Source organism: Exiguobacterium sp. SL-9 (assembly GCF_004336985.1).
Taxonomy (GTDB): domain Bacteria; phylum Bacillota; class Bacilli; order Exiguobacteriales; family Exiguobacteriaceae; genus Exiguobacterium.
Genome location: NZ_SJUO01000002.1, coordinates 648957 through 666399 on the forward strand (window position 1 = coordinate 648957; position 17443 = coordinate 666399).

Annotated in this window: 18 protein-coding genes; 9 read left to right on the forward strand and 9 right to left on the reverse strand. The window is 52.3% G+C overall.

The annotated features are described in order from the left end of the window. Positions 1 to 3: 3 nt before the first annotated feature. Genes EVJ34_RS07760 through EVJ34_RS07780 form a run of 5 tightly spaced genes read right to left on the reverse strand, consistent with a single transcriptional unit; the run spans position 4 to position 4058 of the window. Positions 4 to 1290, reverse strand: a complete 1287-nt coding sequence (locus EVJ34_RS07760) for an arsenic transporter (RefSeq protein ID WP_131485171.1) — start codon at positions 1288 to 1290, stop codon at positions 4 to 6. 30 nt (positions 1291 to 1320) lie between these two features. Further along, positions 1321 to 1599, reverse strand: a complete 279-nt coding sequence (locus tag EVJ34_RS07765; protein ID WP_131435527.1) for a Fe-S cluster assembly protein HesB — start codon at positions 1597 to 1599, stop codon at positions 1321 to 1323. Then, positions 1596 to 3356: an arsenical pump-driving ATPase gene (arsA, locus tag EVJ34_RS07770; protein ID WP_131485172.1), complete on the reverse strand. Its 1761-nt coding sequence runs from the start codon at positions 3354 to 3356 to the stop codon at positions 1596 to 1598. The genes EVJ34_RS07765 and arsA overlap by 4 nt, the downstream gene beginning before the upstream one ends. An 11-nt stretch (positions 3357 to 3367) precedes the next feature. Continuing rightward, positions 3368 to 3727: an arsenite efflux transporter metallochaperone ArsD gene (gene arsD / locus EVJ34_RS07775; RefSeq protein WP_131435531.1), complete on the reverse strand. Its 360-nt coding sequence runs from the start codon at positions 3725 to 3727 to the stop codon at positions 3368 to 3370. 13 nt (positions 3728 to 3740) lie between these two features. Next, the gene (locus EVJ34_RS07780; RefSeq protein ID WP_131435533.1) at positions 3741 to 4058 is read right to left on the reverse strand and encodes an ArsR/SmtB family transcription factor; all 318 of its coding nucleotides are present in this window, start codon (positions 4056 to 4058) and stop codon (positions 3741 to 3743) included. Between the two features lie 225 nt (positions 4059 to 4283). Here EVJ34_RS07780 and EVJ34_RS07785 point away from each other — a divergent pair, with 225 nt between their 5' ends. From EVJ34_RS07785 to EVJ34_RS07810, 6 genes are all read left to right on the forward strand, one after another. Next, positions 4284 to 5765 carry a SulP family inorganic anion transporter gene (locus tag EVJ34_RS07785; protein ID WP_131485173.1) on the forward strand — a complete coding sequence of 494 codons (1482 nt, stop codon included), beginning with the start codon at positions 4284 to 4286 and terminating at the stop codon, positions 5763 to 5765. Positions 5766 to 5873: 108 nt separating this feature from the next. Continuing rightward, entirely contained in the window at positions 5874 to 6287 is a 414-nt protein-coding gene (locus EVJ34_RS07790) for a universal stress protein (RefSeq protein WP_131435537.1), read from the forward strand. 106 nt (positions 6288 to 6393) lie between these two features. Continuing rightward, positions 6394 to 6597 carry a PLD nuclease N-terminal domain-containing protein gene (locus tag EVJ34_RS07795; RefSeq protein ID WP_084592848.1) on the forward strand — a complete coding sequence of 68 codons (204 nt, stop codon included), beginning with the start codon at positions 6394 to 6396 and terminating at the stop codon, positions 6595 to 6597. Continuing rightward, positions 6594 to 7442 carry an ABC transporter ATP-binding protein gene (locus EVJ34_RS07800; protein WP_131485174.1) on the forward strand — a complete coding sequence of 283 codons (849 nt, stop codon included), beginning with the start codon at positions 6594 to 6596 and terminating at the stop codon, positions 7440 to 7442. Before EVJ34_RS07795 ends, EVJ34_RS07800 begins: the two co-directional genes overlap by 4 nt. Continuing rightward, positions 7442 to 8200: an ABC transporter permease gene (locus EVJ34_RS07805; RefSeq protein ID WP_131485175.1), complete on the forward strand. Its 759-nt coding sequence runs from the start codon at positions 7442 to 7444 to the stop codon at positions 8198 to 8200. Before EVJ34_RS07800 ends, EVJ34_RS07805 begins: the two co-directional genes overlap by 1 nt. A 174-nt stretch (positions 8201 to 8374) precedes the next feature. Then, positions 8375 to 9610, forward strand: coding sequence for an exo-beta-N-acetylmuramidase NamZ family protein (locus EVJ34_RS07810; RefSeq protein WP_131485176.1), 1236 nt, complete (start codon positions 8375 to 8377; stop codon positions 9608 to 9610). Positions 9611 to 9694: 84 nt separating this feature from the next. Here the strand turns inward: EVJ34_RS07810 and EVJ34_RS07815 are convergent, their stop codons facing one another. From EVJ34_RS07815 to EVJ34_RS07825, 3 genes are all read right to left on the reverse strand, one after another. Further along, on the reverse strand, positions 9695 to 10348 hold the full coding sequence (locus EVJ34_RS07815; protein WP_131435545.1) for an SMI1/KNR4 family protein: 654 nt from the start codon (positions 10346 to 10348) through the stop codon (positions 9695 to 9697). A gap of 216 nt (positions 10349 to 10564) precedes the next feature. Next, complete coding sequence (locus EVJ34_RS07820) at positions 10565 to 10762, reverse strand: CsbD family protein (protein ID WP_034778818.1); 198 nt, start codon at positions 10760 to 10762, stop codon at positions 10565 to 10567. A 55-nt stretch (positions 10763 to 10817) separates the two neighbouring features. Beyond that, positions 10818 to 11216: a hypothetical protein gene (locus tag EVJ34_RS07825; RefSeq protein WP_131435547.1), complete on the reverse strand. Its 399-nt coding sequence runs from the start codon at positions 11214 to 11216 to the stop codon at positions 10818 to 10820. Positions 11217 to 11362: 146 nt separating this feature from the next. On the opposite strand from EVJ34_RS07825, the gene EVJ34_RS07830 reads away from it, so the two are divergent. From EVJ34_RS07830 to EVJ34_RS07840, 3 genes are read left to right on the forward strand one after another with little or no spacing between them, the layout of a single operon-like run. Next, entirely contained in the window at positions 11363 to 12295 is a 933-nt protein-coding gene (locus tag EVJ34_RS07830; protein ID WP_131485177.1) for an ABC transporter ATP-binding protein, read from the forward strand. A gap of 5 nt (positions 12296 to 12300) precedes the next feature. Beyond that, positions 12301 to 13440, forward strand: coding sequence for an ABC transporter permease (locus tag EVJ34_RS07835; protein ID WP_236636665.1), 1140 nt, complete (start codon positions 12301 to 12303; stop codon positions 13438 to 13440). Then, positions 13427 to 14527 (forward strand): ABC transporter permease, encoded by a 1101-nt coding sequence (locus EVJ34_RS07840; protein WP_131485179.1) that lies wholly within the window; start codon positions 13427 to 13429, stop codon positions 14525 to 14527. The genes EVJ34_RS07835 and EVJ34_RS07840 overlap by 14 nt, the downstream gene beginning before the upstream one ends. Positions 14528 to 14568: 41 nt before the next feature. Here the strand turns inward: EVJ34_RS07840 and EVJ34_RS07845 are convergent, their stop codons facing one another. Continuing rightward, a complete protein-coding gene (locus EVJ34_RS07845; protein WP_236636666.1) occupies positions 14569 to 17247 on the reverse strand; it encodes an HD domain-containing phosphohydrolase in 2679 nt (892 codons plus the stop codon). Between the last annotated feature and the right edge of the window lie 196 nt (positions 17248 to 17443).

The window sequence follows — 17443 nt, forward strand, 5'->3', positions numbered from 1 at the left end:
TCCTTAGTAAAGTAGTAGGCTGATATATAGTCCGAGCAACGTGATGGCAAGCGTCGGGATCGTCAAGATGACGCCGACTTTAAAGTATTGACCCCAACCGATTTTAAGCCCTTTCGTACGGAGCACGTGGAGCCATAACAATGTCGCAAGTGACCCAATCGGTGTGATTTTCGGACCAAGATCGGACCCGATGACGTTCGCATAGATGAGGGCTTCCCGAATCTGACCGGTCGTATTCGTCAAATCGATGGCGAGCGCGTCAATCATGACGGTCGGCATATTGTTCATGACCGATGACAAGATAGCGGCCAAGAAGCCCATCCCGAACGTAGCGCTGAAGTTGTTCACGGCGAACCAGTCGATGAAGTTGGCGAGCACTTGCGTCAGCCCTGCGTTTTGCAGACCGTAGACGACGATATACATCCCGAGCGAGAAGAAGACGATGGCCCACGGCGCACCGCGAACAACCGACTGTGTCTTCACCGCTGGCGAACGGTTCGCCATGACGAGGAAGAACAAGGCGATGACACCGGCGACGAGTGAGACCGGAATTCCGATGATGTCGCTCGTGAAGTACCCGATGACGAGAAGTGCGAGCACGACCCACGACAAGCGGAACATCTTATGGTCTTTGATGACCGAGGCCGGCTCGACGAGTTTTGATAAATCGTACTGCTTCGGAATGTCCTTTTTGAAATACAAATATAGGACGAGCAAACTTCCGGCCACAGCGAAGACGTTGACAAACACCATCCGCGCCGCATATTCGGCGAAACCGAGGCCGAAGAAATCGGCCGAGACGATGTTGACGAGGTTCGAGACGACGAACGGCAGGCTCGCCGTGTCGGCGATGAACCCGGACGCCATGACATACGCCAAGACGACTGCATCCGGTAGTTTAAGTGCCCGTACCATCGCGAGCACAATCGGTGTCAAGATGAGCGCCGCTCCGTCGTTGGCGAACAACGCCGCAACGAGCGCACCGAGCAACGTGATATAGACGAACAGCTTGACGCCGCCTCCTTTGGCGATTCGGGCCATATGTAAGGCAGCCCATTCAAAGAATCCAATCTCGTCCAAGATGAGCGAGATGATGATGATTGCGATGAACGTGAACGTCGCGTTCCAAATAATGTCCCAAACGGTACCGACGTCATCCAAATTGACGACCCCGGTAAGTAGGGCGATGACCGCCATCCCCATCGCCGAGTAACCGATGCCGAGGCCTTTCGGTTGCTTGATGATGAGGAAGAGCGTCACTAAAAAGATGATACTAGCAATCCACTGCACAATGAGTTCCTCCAATAATTCTCTATTTGTTTAGCAAGTCTGTTGCAGGCCGCGAAGCACGAGGCTGACGTCGTCTTCTGTCGATTCGACGTCGAGCGTGACGTTCTCTGCCATCGCTTCGGCATCTTTTGCAACGGCGAACGTGAGTCCGTCGAAGTCTTTCACGTCATCTGATGCTTCCGGCGCGGCAATGTGAAGACCCAGTGTCGGTCCACAGCACCCGGCTTCGGTACAAATGCGAACCGATTTAATTTCCTCTTCACTTAATGCCGCTTTCATAAAGTCGATGGCTTCATTCGTGATGTTCATGTAACTTCCTCCTTTAATAGTTGTGAGAGCGCGGGATAACCGACCGGCAGTTGTTCTTGCCATGCGAGTAACGTCGGGCGCGGATAGGCGTTCACGCGCTCGAGCCATAGCGCCTCGCTCGCGACTTTCGCCGTCAGCAGTTTGCTTGTCACATCGAGCGGTGTGAACGATTGATTGACGACCCAGGCGAACGGTTGAATCTTGGCCCGTTCTAAGTCAGCGACGAGCCGTTCAGCTTCGTAAACCGGTGTCGCTTCAGGGAGTGTCGTGATCAAGACATGCGTCTGTTTCGGGTCACGCAGTTTCGGTAACAGCTCGCGGACTGCTTCTGGAACGACGCCGGTCGAGCGTTCAAGTTCCCGATGATAGCTCTCGGTCGCATCCAAGAGCAGAAGCGTATGACCGGTCGGCGCTGTATCAATGACGACGAAGCGGTCTTTCGCTTTCGCCACTTGATCGGCGAAGGCGCGGAAAACGGCAATCTCTTCGGTACAAGGTGAGCGCAAGTCTTCCTCGAGCATCATGCGCTGCTCGTCGTTCATATCCCCCGCTTCCCGGAACACATCCATCCGGTACTTCTCGATTTCGACTTTCGGGTCAATCGCATCAACGGTGAACGTATCCGGGACGTCGAGACCGATTGTGAAAGCCACATGTGCGGCTGGGTCCGTCGTCGTCAAATGGACGGCATGTCCTCGCTCACTGAGCGCGACGGCCACGAGCGAAGCGAGCGTCGTCTTGCCGACCCCGCCTTTCCCCATCGTCATGATGACGCTCGATCCATCCATCTCGATTTCATCGACGAGTCGGTCAATCGAGCCATAATGACTCGTGTCATAACGTGTATCCGGGACGGTGGCCGTCTCCCCGTTCACCCAGCGTCGGAGCGCCGGGACACCGACGAGATTCTCGTACGCATATGACAGCGTGAACGTCTCGAGCGAGGCGACGCCTTCCGGGAGTTCACGGAGCGCTTGTTGTTGACGCTCGATGAACCGTTTCGTGTAGCGGTCCGTCGCTTCGTCTGAAGCGACGACGCCGTTGATGACGAGTTGCATCTGTTCAATCCCAATCGCGTGAAGTTCGGTCGCGGCACGTGCCGCCTCAACGAGCGTCGACGTCTCCGGACGAGCGACGAGCAATAACGTCGTCTCGTTGCCGTTGGTGAGCGTTTCGACGGCCCGTTTATATTGTAGTTGCTTGTCAGCTAAACCAGCGAGCGGACCGAGGCAAGACGCACCAGTCGTGTTCGTCTCTAAAAATTCATCCCACGCACTCGGCAGCGTCAATAACCGCAGCGTGTGACCAGTCGGCGCCGTGTCAAAGATGACATGATCGTACGTCTCACGTGCCGACTCGGATGTCAATAGCTCGGTGAACTGGTCGAACGCGGCGATCTCGACCGTACAGGCACCCGATAGTTGCTCTTCCATCGAATGGATGGCCACGTCCGGGAGCACACCGCGATACGGGCCGACCATACGTTCCATGTATTGTTTCGCCGCCTCTTCCGGGTCAAAGTTGGCAATCGCGAGCCCTGTTTCCGGGACGAGGCGCGGTGTCTCGTCGAGTTCCATCTCGAACACGTCTTGCAGATTGCTCGCCGGGTCGGTCGAGACGAGCAGGACGCGCTTGCCGCGGTCAGCGAGCGTCAACGCGAGGCTCGAGGCCGTCGATGTTTTGCCGACACCGCCTTTCCCGGTCAAAAACACGTAACGGGACGGATCGATTGTCGTGAAGTCAAAGCGATTCATCATGACGCGCCTCCTTATTTTTTGAGCGTGATGCGCACTTTCGGTTTCTCGCCGTCTTGCGCAGCGAACGCCTCGACCGGGAGTTCCGTCAATCGGGCGATTTCTTCGTTCGTCATATAGGCGCCCCGTTTGACGATTTCACCGTCGATGACGGTGAGCGGGAGTGTCTCGAGTCCGTTCGCGATTTCAGCTTGGACACGGGCGTTCTCGACGAAGCGATTCGGCTCGGAGGCGAGGTTATAACGGGCTACATCAAAGCCGCGTTGTTTTAATACGTAATGGATGGTGGCGATCCGCGTCAGTTCGGGATCAATCGACGGACCACATAGTCCCGTCGGGCAGCACATGGCTGGTTCGAATACTTCAAGCTTCATCGTTGACTCCTCCTTAAATCGCGCACTCGGTGTCACAGTCACAACTCGCATCGACCGTCTCGATCTTGTCGAGCAGATCGACGACGATCGCATAGAACGGGCTCGTCTCATTCAACCGATAGTGAATCCACTGCTTGTCGCGGCGTTCCAACAACAGTCCCGCTTGCCGCATCATCTTCAAATGACGGCTGATGGCCGGTTGCGAGATGTCAAAACAGTCGACAAAACTGCAGGCACACTGCTCCCCGCCCTGCATCTGCTTGAGCATCGTCAAGCGGGTCGGATCGGCGAGCACTTTGAGCACTTTACTTAAATCATCTACCGTATGCATCGTCATTCTCCTTCTCTGTATAACAAAAACGTTATATAACCTTTACGTTATGAAATTACCATAGTTTTTCATTCGAGGCAATTGTCTTTTCAGAAAAAATCCGGTATGATGAAACACGTTGTGAAAACATGTATCGGTCGAACCATTTCTTTCATATAATGCGGGGTTTGATCTTCGTGAGACTCGGAGATCAAAGTCAAAAAATATATAGAGAGGTGTGTTCTTTTGGAAAAATTGAATACGATTAAACAAGATTGGCTCGGCAACGTCCGGGCTGACGTCCTTGCGGGGATCGTCGTCGCGCTCGCGCTCATCCCTGAGGCGATCGCGTTCTCACTCATCGCTGGAGTCAATCCGATGGTCGGGTTGTACGCGTCATTCATCATCGCCATGGTCATCTCGATTGCCGGTGGTCGTCCGGCCATGATCTCGGCCGCGACCGGCGCGATGGCCCTCGTCATCGTCTCGCTCGTCGCAGACCATGGCCTCGAGTACTTGCTCGCGGCCGGTATTTTGACGGGAATCATTCAAATCGCACTCGGCTATCTCGGCATCGCCCGGTTGATGAAGTTCATCCCGCGCGCCGTCATGGTCGGGTTCGTCAATGCGCTCGCGATTTTGATCTTTCAGGCACAATTGTCGAACTTTGAAGGCGAGAGCTGGATCATCTGGGCCATCGTCGCTGCATCACTCGCGATTATCTTCTTGTTCCCGCGTATCACAAAAGCGATTCCGGCCCCGCTCGTCGCCATCGTCGTCATGACGGTGCTCGCCATCACGCTCGGTCTCGACACGAAAAACATCGGTGACATGGGAACGATTTCAGCAACACTACCGGAATTTTTATTCCCGAACGTCCCGTTGACGTTTGACACGTTGATGATCATCCTTCCCTACTCGATCTCCCTCGCCTTCGTCGGATTGATCGAGTCACTGCTCACGGCCCAAATCGTCGATGATATGACAGGAACAGATTCAAATAAAAACCGCGAGTCACGCGGGCAAGGAATTTCGAACATCATCGCCGGTTTCTTCGGCGGGATGCCAGGTTGTGCGATGATCGGCCAATCGGTCATCAACGTTTCATCCGGTGCCCGCGGGCGTCTGTCGACGTTCGTCGCTGGACTCGCGTTGTTCCTCATGATCATGACAATGAGCGACATTTTGATGCTCATCCCGGTCGGCGCCCTCGTCGGCGTCATGTTCTTCGTCTCGTATGCGACGTTTGACTGGGGCTCGCTCAAAGCGATGCGCACCGCTCAAAAATCGGATACGGTCGTCATGCTCGTCACCGTGCTCGTGACGGTCATCACCCACGACTTGTCACTCGGTGTGTTCGCCGGGATTTTGACGGCAGCGATCCTCTTCGCCGCAAAAATTTCGAAAGTCGAACTTGATCGCAGTGTAGACGCCGATCGTGCTCGTTACATCGTGAACGGTCAGCTCTTCTTCGCCTCGACGTCTGAGTTCGTCAATCAGTTCGATGTGACTGAAGACGCCGAAGCTGGTGTCAAACACGTCACGATCGACTTCTCGAACACCCATCTTTGGGATGACTCGGCCATCGGTGCCATCGATAAAGTCGTCTTCAAATATCGCGAAGTCGGGATCGAGCCGGAACTGTTGAACTTGAACAAAGATTCAGAGAAACTGCTCAATACGCTCGCGCTTCACTTGAAGCAACAAGAAGCAAACGCCGGCCATTGATGTCGTTTTTGCGGGAGTGGACATTTGCGTTCACTCCCTTTTTATACCCACGCTTCTATAAAATCGCATATACTACAAGTAGATTGTGTGAAAGAGGAGGACGTTTTTATGGGAAAGGTATTTTTAGCGGCAGACGGGTCTGCCCACTCGAAGCGGGCACTTGAGAAAGCAATCCAGCTCGCCAAGGCATCAGATGCATCAATCGACATCGTCCATGTCATCAGCGCCAAAGAATCGAAAGAAGCCGCGCTCAACTCGACCGGGAAAATCGATCTCGAAGCGAAGCGCAAATTGATGTTACAACCGCTCTTCGACCAAGTCGTCGCGGCTGGGCTCGACTATGAATATATCGAACTTCGTGGCGAACCAGACGTCGAGCTCGTCAAATACGCGAACCATCAACCGTATGAGTATGTCGTCGTCGGCTCCCGCGGATTGAACACGTTCCAGGAGTTCGTGCTCGGCAGTGTCAGCCATAAGCTGGCCAAACGCGCACTCGCGCCGGTCATCATCGTCAAATGATTGTCACCCTTTCTCAGCCGAGAAAGGGCTTTTTTCTATTCCATACAGGAGACAGGTCCTAAGTGTGGAATGGGATAGTGAACTCATTTATGAAGGAGGAACACAATTGGATATTGCCAATGATTCAAATTTATTGCTCATTTTATTGCCGCTGCTCGTGCTGCAACTCATTTTGCTCGTCGTCGCCTTGATTGATTTGCTGAAGCGACAAGAGACGAACGGACCGAAGTGGGTGTGGCTCCTCGTCATCCTGTTCATCAACATCCTCGGACCGATTGTCTACTTCCTATGGGGACGGACGAAGCGATGAACGTCAAGCAACTGACGAAACAATTCGGTTCTTTCACCGCGCTCGACGACGTCAGCTTCTCGCTTCGACCCGGCTGCACATCGCTCCTCGGTGAGAACGGGGCCGGAAAGACGACACTGCTCAACATGATTGCCCGAGTGACGACGCCGACGTCCGGACAGATTGTCGGGCACGATGCCATCCGCATCGGTTATCTGCCGCAGCGCCCGGCGCTCTATCCGTCGCTCACCCCGGTCGAGACGATTCGTTACGCGGCCGAGTTGACCGGGGTGACGGGTATCGATCCGGTCAAGCTGCTGAAGCGGGTCGGACTCGAGCCCGTCGATCGACCGGCGGCACACTTGTCAGGCGGCATGAGGCAACGGCTCGGCATCGCCCAGGCGCTCGTGCATGACCCGGAGCTGTTACTGCTCGATGAACCTGTCTCGGCGCTCGACCCGCGCGGACGCCGGGAAGTGCTCGATTTATTAAGTGATTTGAAGCGGGAGCGGATGATCCTCTATTCGACGCATGTGCTCCCCGACGCCGAGGAAGCGAGCGACTGGGTGCTCCTGCTCCGGCAAGGTCGTCTCCTCATGGAAGGGACCGTGACCGATTTGCTCGGTTCAAAGTCGTCGATCCAAGTCCGTCTGTTCAATGATGTCGTGACGGAAGACGAGTGGCGGACGCTCCCAGGCGTCAATCACGTCACCCGCTCCGGGACGACGTGGGAGCTCGAGACGGATACAAAAGACGTGACGGAACGGGCCCTGCTCCAAATGCTCCTCGAACGTGGTCTCCGGCTCCAATCGCTCCATGTCGGGCATCCATCGCTCGAGTCACTGTTCTTGGAGGTGAACGCCTGATGAAAACGGCCATCTTCAAACAAGAGTGGATTGAGTCATGGCGCAATAAGCGGATGATTTGGGTGCCAATCGCCTTGATGTTGCTTGCGGCGATGCAGCCGCTCACGCTCTACTTCCTTCCGGACATCTTGGCTTCGGGCGGCAACTTGCCGGACGGCGCAGTCATCGAGATCCCGACTCCATCACCGGAAGAAGTACTCATGTCGGCGAGCGAACAGTTGCGGCAAATCGGACTGCTCGTCGTCCTCTTGTCCGCGATGCATACGTTCAGCCACGAACGGTCGCTCGGCACGCTCGCCTGGCTCAAGTCACTCAACATTCCGGCGACACGAATCGTCCTCAGCAAATGGGGACATTATTCGCTACTTGCCGTCATCGCCGTCGCTCTCGCCCAATTGAGTGCCGCCTACTACACGATCGTTTTGTTCGAATCGTTTGACGTCACCGACTTCTTGGTCGCGACCGGACTGCTCATGCTCCATTTCGTCGTCCAGCTGTCGATTTTCTTCTTGTTCGCGGCGTTGCTCGAGAGCGGCCTCGTCGCCCTCGTCATCACGCTCGCCCTCCACTTCATCATGTCGCTTCTTCTCGGGTGGCTCGAATGGGATTGGATGCCATGGCGGCTCGGCTCGTTATCGGCCGAAGTGCTCATGGGCGAGAGCATACTCGTTTGGCCAATCGTCAGTAGCGTCTTGTTGATTGCCGTGACGCTCTTCGTCGCCTCGAAACGGTTGTTGTTCATTAGCCGTTCATCATGACCTGCAAGCATCATGTGAAAGCCATCGGAAAAATCCGGTGGCTTTTTAGGTACAATGAATCAAATTAAGAAATATAATTTCCTATTTTTATCACATATAATTGAATTAAAAATACAAAATGGTACACTTTCGAGTAAGTGGTAAAGCGCTTACATTCATAAAGGAGGAATTGTTATGAAGAAATGGATCGGTGGTCTAGCCGCCCTCACACTCGTCACATCATCTGTCATGTTACTCGATGCCGATGCCAAGTCCGTCCCGAAGAAGCCGAAAGTTGAACTCGGGGTCGACCGGTTGATGGATAGTCCTGAGCTATTGGCTGGAAAGCGGGTCGGACTGATTACGAATCCGACCGGGATCGATGCCAATATGACGAGCATCGTCGACTTGTTCCACAACTCGGATGATTTCGAACTGACGGCACTGTACGGACCAGAACACGGCGTCCGCGGTGATGCCCAAGCCGGGTCGACGATCAGCTCGTACATCGACGAAGTGACGGGACTCCCTGTCTATAGTCTGTACGGCGCGACGAAGAAACCGACGGCCGAAATGCTCAAGGATGTCGACGTACTCGTCTTCGACATTCAGGATGTCGGCACGCGCTTCTATACGTACATCTATACGATGGCGTATGCGATGGAAGCTGCGGCTGAGAATGACATCCCGTTCGTCGTCCTCGACCGTCCAAACCCGCAAGGTGGCCTCCGCGTCGAAGGACCGGTGCTCGATCCGGCCTACTCGAGCTTCATCGGCCTCTACCCGATTCCACTCAAGCACGGGATGACCGTCGGTGAGCTCGCCCGCTTGTTCAACACGGAGTACCAACTGCAAGCCGACCTCGAAGTCGTCAAGATGAAGGGCTGGAAGCGCTCGATGCTGTACGAAGATACCGGACTCCCGTTCGTCATGCCGTCACCGAATATGCCAACGACGGACACGGTCAACGTCTATCCGGCGACCGGTCTGTTCGAAGGGACGAACCTGTCGGAAGGACGCGGCACGACGAAGCCGTTCCAATTGATTGGTGCCCCGTATGTGAAGGCACATGACTACGCCAAGACGCTGAACGACCTCGAACTACCAGGTGTCACGTTCCGCGCTGCCTCGTTCACACCGACGTTCTCGAAGAACGCGGGCAAACTGTCGCACGGTGTCGAAGTGTACGTCACCGAGCCGACGAAGTTCGAAGCGGTCAAGACCGGCATCGCCATGGTCAAGACGGCGCACGACTTGTATCCGGACGACTTCGAGTTCCTCGCCAACGACTTCATCACGAAGCTGACCGGGAACGCCTATGTGAAAGATATGATCCTCGCCGGCGAGTCGCTCGAGGCGATCATGGCGAAAGTCGATGCCGAGCGAGATGCGTTCTTACCGATTCGGAAAGAGTATTTACTGTATAAGTAAGGGCTGGGTAATGAAACTTAAATCGATATTTCAAAATTATAATAACAGAGCATTGAAGAAATCCATTCAATGCTCTGTTTTATTTTAAAAATTTAGTCCTAACCAATTTTTAAATCGGTTGGCAGTCTCCCCCTCAGCTAGAATGCCGCTTGTTGAATTCATTGTAAAAGGGAGCCACTGATTATCTTCACATCCTACAAATCCTAAGCTTGACCAACTTTCAATGAGTTCAATGAAAGTGTTTGCTAATCGATAGCCATGGCCTTCTCCATCGTCATGACTCAAATAGATAATTGGAGCTTCATCGAGACTGTCTATTAAGTCAAAGGCAATGTAATCTCCATTTCCGACTTCACAAAAGACGAGCTTGTTGTGCCAAATTTTGTCGTACTTATCTTCCGCATTTGGAAACACTTGATTGACCCACTCTTTTCGTTCTTCTTCCAATCGCGGAAGGCTTTCTATACTCCAATGAAAGTTGCTACTAACCGAATCTCTAAACTCGTGTGGGGTGACTAAATCCTCAGGCAGAGACCAATAAAAGCTGAATCCCCCAGAAAACTCTTGTAAAACACGTTTAAAACTCTCGGGCAACTGGACTCCAAGCCGTTTCTCCATTTGAAAAATTTGCTCTTCAGAAATGGGGTTTTCAACTACAACTTCCTGAACATCTCCACCCAACTGTTGAATCCGGGAAGCAATGGCGTGAGTTCTTGTTTCTAATAACTCGTAATTCATTTCGTTTCTCCTTTTCACTCCAGACCAATTCCCCGATAAAATGATATACCTACAATTCACTAAAGGATACGCTAGTTTAGCTTTTACTTCTTTCGTTTTTGTCAGCTACCCACCTTGCTGTCTCACCTTAAGAACGCATTAGAATCGACGATTCACGTCCAAGTCTTTTGACCAAATGAAAAAAGGGAAGTAGCATGGATTGCGACTTCCCTTTGCTTAGCGGCGTTCGTCTTTCAGACTTTCAAGATTTTGTTGGGCTTGACCCGTCTTCTCTTTGGCCGTCCCCTTCACTTGATCTTTTTGCCCTTCACGTTTGAGCGATTGATTGTCCGACGCTTTGCCGACCGCTTCTTTCGCTTTTCCTGCCGCTTTATCAATCAAACCATCGACTTTTTTGTTGAGTCCGTCTTTCATCTAAATCTCCTCCTCGTGATATCATGTCTAATTGATGTACCACTCTGAGGAAAACTCAAACATAGTGCTCTTTGACGAGCACCCGGAACCGGGGACGGACGGTCAGTTCAATCGTCGTCACCGTACGATTCCGATCTTCGTTCATGACGATCAACAGCTCGCCGTGGTCACGTCGATCTTCGAGCACTTCCACTTTCCCGACCGTTCGCAGCAACTGATAGTAAAGCAACTCGCCCGACGCGTCTTTGACGTTCACTTCGAACTCATGATAACTCGGTGAGATTTTGAAGTAGAACGACTCCGTTCCGTTCGAGAAGCGGAACACCGATTCGTCATAATAGAACGGGAGTGTCGTGTCCATCCGCTTTGGCTCGACCGTACAAAACAACGCCCACGCCATCTCATCTGGAAACTTCTCACTCGACTCTTCTTTATTGAACTGCCACTTTTTCATCACGATCCCTCACTTCGACTCCCATTAATTGTCTGAATAATTCGACTATTATATTTCATTCGGCAACGGGTTCGGAAATTCCTGCAAACGGGAACAAAACCTTGTACGCTATTTCACGTTCTTGAATTGAAAGGAGTTGCGTCAACGTGTCTATCATCGCCCTCGACCATGTCACGAAACGGTTCGGTGAGACGATTGCCTTAAACGACTTTTCACTTCACGTCGAATCCGGCGAACTATTCGGCCTACTCGGACCGAACGGGGCCGGTAAGACGACCGCCATCTCGGTCATGCTGAACTTATATCCTGCCGACAGCGGTTCGATCCAAATCTTCGACCACTCGATGCCAAAGGACGAACTGACGATCAAACGACGCGTCGGCATCGTCCCACAGCACGTCTCCGTGTACGATCAGCTGACCGTCTTCGAGAACATCCAATTTTTCGCCGAACTGTACGGCTTCAAGCCGGCCGAGGCGAAACAAAAGACCGTGGCCGCCCTCGATTTCGTCGAACTCACCCCGCACCAAAAGAAACGTCCGCCGGAACTATCCGGGGGGCTCCTTCGTCGTCTCAACATCGCCTGCGGCATCGTCCATGAACCAGAACTCATCTTTATGGATGAGCCGACCGTCGCCATCGACCCGCAGTCACGTAACACGATCCTCGAGAATATCCGCGAGTTGAATCGACGCGGGGCGACAATCATCTATACGTCCCATTATATGGAGGAAGTCGAGATGCTCTGCGACCGTGTCGCCATCGTCGATGAGGGACGGATTATCGCGGAGGGGACGCAAGATGAACTGAAAGATCAAGTCATGACGCTTGAGACGGCTCGGATTAAAGTCGACGCCCTCACCCCTGGCCTCTTGGAACGACTCGAGTCGCTTGATCGGGTGAAGAAAGTCGATTACGATGAACCTTTTCTTGACGTGTCGCTCGAGAAAGATACCCCACTCGCCCCACTCCTTGACGTGCTTCACGACGAGCAGATCCGTTTCACCTCGATCACGGTCGACCGCCCGTCACTCAACACCGTCTTCCTGGCCCTGACCGGTAAGACGCTGAGGGAGTGAGCGCGATGAAACTTTGGACGTTCATCAAATTCGATGTCAAACAACAACTGCGTGACCGCTCGACCCTGTTTTGGATGCTCATCTTCCCGATCATTCTCATCTTTGGACTCGGCACGATGCTGTCAGCCATCTTCAACAGTAACTTCTCACTCCCGGTCACGGACGTCGCTTACGTCGAGCAGTCGACCGACGATTACCGGGTGCCGCTCGAGACGTTCCTCGCCGACGACGACATCAAAGCATTCATCAATCTCGTCCCGTACGATAGCATCGCCGCTGCCGAGACCGGCGTGAACGATGGTGACGCCGACGTCATCCTCCATTTGGACGGTCCCGATGTCCGTCTTCTTTACGAGGAACCGTCAACGATCGAGTTCGATGTCATCGAAGCTATTCTTCGACAATACACGGACGTCGCCAATCAGCAAATCACGCTCGCCGAGGCGGGCGTCTCCTCCCCGTTCACGCCTGAGACGTTCATCGACAGCGAGAGCGTCGACTTGTCAGGACGAACCCCGACGTCGCTCGAATATTTCACCGTCACGATTTCCATCATGACGGCGCTATTCGGTGCTTTCTATATCACGGGCATGCTTAGCGAGGAGCAGCCGATGACCGGGAGCTATCTTCGGATTCAAGCCGCCCCCGTCAAACGGATTGAGCATCGCCTGGCCCGAAGCTTAAGCCGGTACACCCTCATCTTCCTGCAACTCGTGCTCGTGTTTTGGTTCAGTCACTTCGTGTATCGTAGCTTCTCACTCGACTACGTTCACTTCAGTCTATTGTTCCTATCTTGGCTCGCCCTCGCTTTATATGGCACCGCGTTCGGTTTCTTCATATCGAGCTTGCCCCGTATCTCGCGCGCGACGAAAGACGCGATCGTCAACGGGTTCGTCGCCATCATCATGATTCTCTCCGGCGGCTACGTCCCCGGTTTCGACCAAGTGACACTGAGCGTCGCGCCATGGGCCCAGTACGTCTTTATGCCGATCTTCATGCGGGAAGGGATACTTCAGGTGCTCCTACGCGGTGGTGACACGGCCGTGTTTTGGCAGAGCCTCGGCTGGCTCGCCATCCATTTGTTCGTCTTAGCCGCCCTCAGTCTGTTGCTATGGAAAGGGGGAGATCGCCGTGGTGCTATTTAGGCATGTCGCCAAACGCATGCTCCGGAAAAAAGGGCTCTGGGTGTTCACGTTCGTCTCGATGTTCGGATTTGCTCTCATCCTGTCTTTCCTCAACTCGACGTCCGCCTTGAACGCCTCGATCGGCATTCTCGACCGGGACGGCGGGACACTCGCTGGTCGCGTGATTGAAGAAGCAGGACGATTCGGTTCGGTGACCCCGCTTGATACGGACGAGGCGGATGAGGCGTTACTCCAAGGACAAGATGTCGTGTTAACGATCCCGGACGGATTCACCGAGGCGCTCTTGAATGGTGAGACGCCGCGATTATCTTTCAGCGCGACCGAGGGAAGTGACGCCGCCTTGATCGAGCAGGCACTCAATTCATATCTGTCCCGTGAGCGACAACTATTGATCGCAAGTGAGTTTGACGAGGAACGTTTCACCGAACTCGCCGAACGCGAGACCGAGAACGGCTATACCCTCTCGAGTGAGCCGTTCCAACAGAGCGTGGCGACGACGGCGCGGACGCAGGCGTTCCTCGGTCTCTTATCGTTCGTCATGATGTCGGCGTTCTTACAGTTTATCCCTTTGTTCGTCGCCGACGACCGGGACGAAAAGATTTACTCGCGTCTATTCGCGGCCCCGGTCACACCACGGCGTTACATCGGTTCGCTGTTCTTGTCGTTTTGCGCCGTCGGACTGCTCTACGTGCTCATGCTGCTCGCTTTCAGCGCCGTACTTTATCGACAAGACATTCTCGCCCACCTGCCTGTCCTCACCCTGTTGTTCATCGTCTATTTATTCGTCTGCCTCGCCATCGGTTCACTCATCGCCATCTTGGCGACGAATCGAGAGAAAGCGAATATTTGGCAAACGTCGGTGACGATGGCCGCTGCCATCACGGGGGGCGCTTTTATCAGCCTGACGTGGCTACCCGATACGCTCCAAGTCGTCGGACGCTTCTTGCCGACGTACTGGTTCAACTATGGGGTCGCACAAATGTATGAAGACCATTTTCCAATCCGATCCGTTCTCATGATGATCAGTATGACGTTCGTCGTATTAACGGTAACGGTCATCGTATTGAAAAAACGACCGCTCACATGACATCAAAAAAGATGAGACACTCGATCAGAGCGTCTCATCTTTTAATGTTGTAACGTTGGAACGACCTTTTGGAAAAAGACTTCCACGAGTTGAGGATCGAATTGACGACCCGCTTCCTCTTCAATCACAGCTAGCGCTTCGTCAAGCGTCTTCGCTTGCCGGTACGGTCGACCCGTCACCATAACGTCGAACGTATCGGCGATTGAAATAATGCGTGAGGCGAGTGGAATATCCGTCCCGCGAATTCCTTTCGGATACCCTTTTCCGTCCCATCGCTCATGATGAGCCAAAACGATTTGTGACAAAGTCCCATACTCAGGAACCGTGTTCAAAATATTATAACTGACTTCGGGGTGACGTTTAATCTCAAGCCACTCCGCTTCTGTCAAAGCGGTCGACTTGTCCAGGATATCGTTACTGATGGCAACTTTTCCGATATCGTGTAAGATCGCCGCCGTTTTCAACTCGTTTACTTCGGAGCTCGATAAATACATCGCTTCCCCAAGCTTACCGGCAAGCTCCGCCACTCGTTGCGAGTGCGCTTCCTCACGCGGGATTTTCTCATAGAGCGTCCGCATGATCAACTGAATCGAGTGGTGGCGCCGGCTTTGTTTTTCCGATACTTTATGATGATACATCGTATCTTCGGCAAAATTGAACACTTCGGTCATCGGGAGCGAGTCATCCAGTTTCACGGCTTGACCGAACGAGGCCGAGATAGGTAACCCTTCAATCGAGCGTGCCAATAACAAACGGCTCAATCGTTCTGACAAATACTTCGCCTCATGGAGTTCCGTATTTGGCAAAATGATAACGAACTCGTCACCACCGATCCGCGCGATCGTGTCTTGATTCCGTACCTCATTCTTTAAAACCTCTGACGCTTCAATTAAGAGTCGATCGCCGACGAGATGACCGAAAGCATCATTTGTGAGCTTGAGACCGTTAATATCGACGATAATCAACGCGAGCGGATAAAATTCTTCGGTATCATAAGTCAAAAGCGCCTCTTCAAAATAGCGACGATTTTTTACGCCAGTCAATTGGTCATGATAACTTAAATATTCGATTTCCATCTCATATTTCTTTTTATCTGTCACATCACCAATGTATCCGTGCCAAAGGACGTGACCTTCTGATAACTGTTCAGGTCGTGAAGAGCCTAAAATCCAAACCGTGCGTCCTTCGTCGGTGACGATTCGAAACTCGGCATCCCAAATCGTTAAGTTGCGATAAGACTCGTCGATACTCGCCATGACATATGGATAGTCCTCCGGGTGCATCTTCGCAAATACTGTGTTTGCGTCAGCTTTCACTTCTTCGGACGAAATGCCAATCATTTCTTCGAAACCTCGACTAAAGAATGGGAACGAAAAAGAGCCATCTTGCTTCAATTCAAACTGATAAATGGCCCCTGGGATTTGATCAGACAACTTTGTGAGCAGCCGGTCTCGGTCGGCAAGTTTTTGCTCGAGTTGAACCCGCTCCGTCACATCCTTGGCAACCGCATAAATATAGTTCCCTTGAACTTTGCAATGCCACTCAATGGAGCGATAATCTTCGTCAATCGTCCGATAGCGATTGACGAAACGGAACAGTTCGCCTGTTTGTGATAATTCATCAAACGCAGCCTCGGTTTTCTCCCGATCATCGGGATGAACAAGACTGAGGAACTTCATGTTCTCTAACTCTTCAAGCGAATGCCCGAGCACCCGCTCCCATGTTTTGTTCAAATACAAGACATCTCGAGTGCTCAACGACATGATGCATTCCAAATCGACCGTGGCGAATCCGTTGAACATCGATTCTTTCACTTCTTCTGGATCATGGTCTGGTGTCATCTGTGCGAGGATATGGTGAATGTAAAGTTCGACCAAACCAAGACGATTCGCCTGACGGTTCGCATTCATGACAATCGTCAAGTCGCCATAAAAGACGTCGTCCTTTTCAATCTTAAAGATGATGGCTTGACCAAGATCAAAAATGCGAACGAGATTTTTGACGAGCCGCCTCGGTAAAATCCCTTCTGTCAACGCTTCAATCTGATCGTATACAATCGGATTGACCGCTTCATTCAATCGAATATGCTCGGGATACACACCCCATTTTTTCCCTACCGGATGAAACCCTAACACATCTAAGCTCCGCTCAACCGTCTCGTTCAATCCGCTCAAGGCGACGGTCGAATACGTTTTCCCGTCTGGATTCATTAAATTGAGGGCGACCGCCTTAGCGCCAGTGAACTCACGAATTTGATCTAAAAACTGTTGGTTCATCAATAAATCGCGCCCACTCGAGATGAAGCGCTGTGACACGTTCACGAGTTGTTTCAACGCATTGTTTTCTTGTTTATATGACGTAATATCGTGAAAAATCACGGAGATATAATCGGCTCTTTCACTGAAGATACTCAGCTCAAACCAGGCTTGGTTGCGACGCGAATAATGTTCAAAGGAAATCGATTCATCACTCGTTATCGATTTCGCGATTTGATCAATCCACTCCCGTTCACTATATTCAAAGTCTTTTAAAATCTCTGTGACCCGCCCACCGATAAATCGTCGCCGATTTGACTGCATAATCCGTTCAAATGACTCGTTCACATCCACGAACACATAATCGACAGGGCGATTCGACTCATCGTAAAGAACCTTGAACTCGACATAGCCTTGGGGCAAATGACGTAATAGAGATTCATGGCATTTATCCTGGTTCAGCACGGTAACTCCTCCTCGCGATGGATTATGTCCTTAAGTTTACCCCATTTTGGATATATTCCCTAGATTTCCCGATTTAATTCTTCAGAATATGCGCACATTAAGTTTCTGTAAAGGACACCTCGAGGGTTGCATCATTCGTTCCCTCTTGTTAACATCATTACGAAAACCGATATCGAAAACCGATTTTAAGGAGATG

Coding starts and splice junctions, on each gene's coding strand:
- EVJ34_RS07765 (WP_131435527.1), bottom strand. CDS start 1,599: ATGAACATCACGAATGAAGCCATCGACTTTATGAAAGCGGCATTAAGT.
- arsA (WP_131485172.1), bottom strand. CDS start 3,356: ATGATGAATCGCTTTGACTTCACGACAATCGATCCGTCCCGTTACGTG.
- arsD (WP_131435531.1), bottom strand. CDS start 3,727: ATGAAGCTTGAAGTATTCGAACCAGCCATGTGCTGCCCGACGGGACTA.
- EVJ34_RS07780 (WP_131435533.1), bottom strand. CDS start 4,058: ATGCATACGGTAGATGATTTAAGTAAAGTGCTCAAAGTGCTCGCCGAT.
- EVJ34_RS07790 (WP_131435537.1), top strand. CDS start 5,874: ATGGGAAAGGTATTTTTAGCGGCAGACGGGTCTGCCCACTCGAAGCGG.
- EVJ34_RS07800 (WP_131485174.1), top strand. CDS start 6,594: ATGAACGTCAAGCAACTGACGAAACAATTCGGTTCTTTCACCGCGCTC.
- EVJ34_RS07805 (WP_131485175.1), top strand. CDS start 7,442: ATGAAAACGGCCATCTTCAAACAAGAGTGGATTGAGTCATGGCGCAAT.
- EVJ34_RS07810 (WP_131485176.1), top strand. CDS start 8,375: ATGAAGAAATGGATCGGTGGTCTAGCCGCCCTCACACTCGTCACATCA.
- EVJ34_RS07815 (WP_131435545.1), bottom strand. CDS start 10,348: ATGAATTACGAGTTATTAGAAACAAGAACTCACGCCATTGCTTCCCGG.
- EVJ34_RS07820 (WP_034778818.1), bottom strand. CDS start 10,762: ATGAAAGACGGACTCAACAAAAAAGTCGATGGTTTGATTGATAAAGCG.
- EVJ34_RS07825 (WP_131435547.1), bottom strand. CDS start 11,216: ATGAAAAAGTGGCAGTTCAATAAAGAAGAGTCGAGTGAGAAGTTTCCA.
- EVJ34_RS07835 (WP_236636665.1), top strand. CDS start 12,301: ATGAAACTTTGGACGTTCATCAAATTCGATGTCAAACAACAACTGCGT.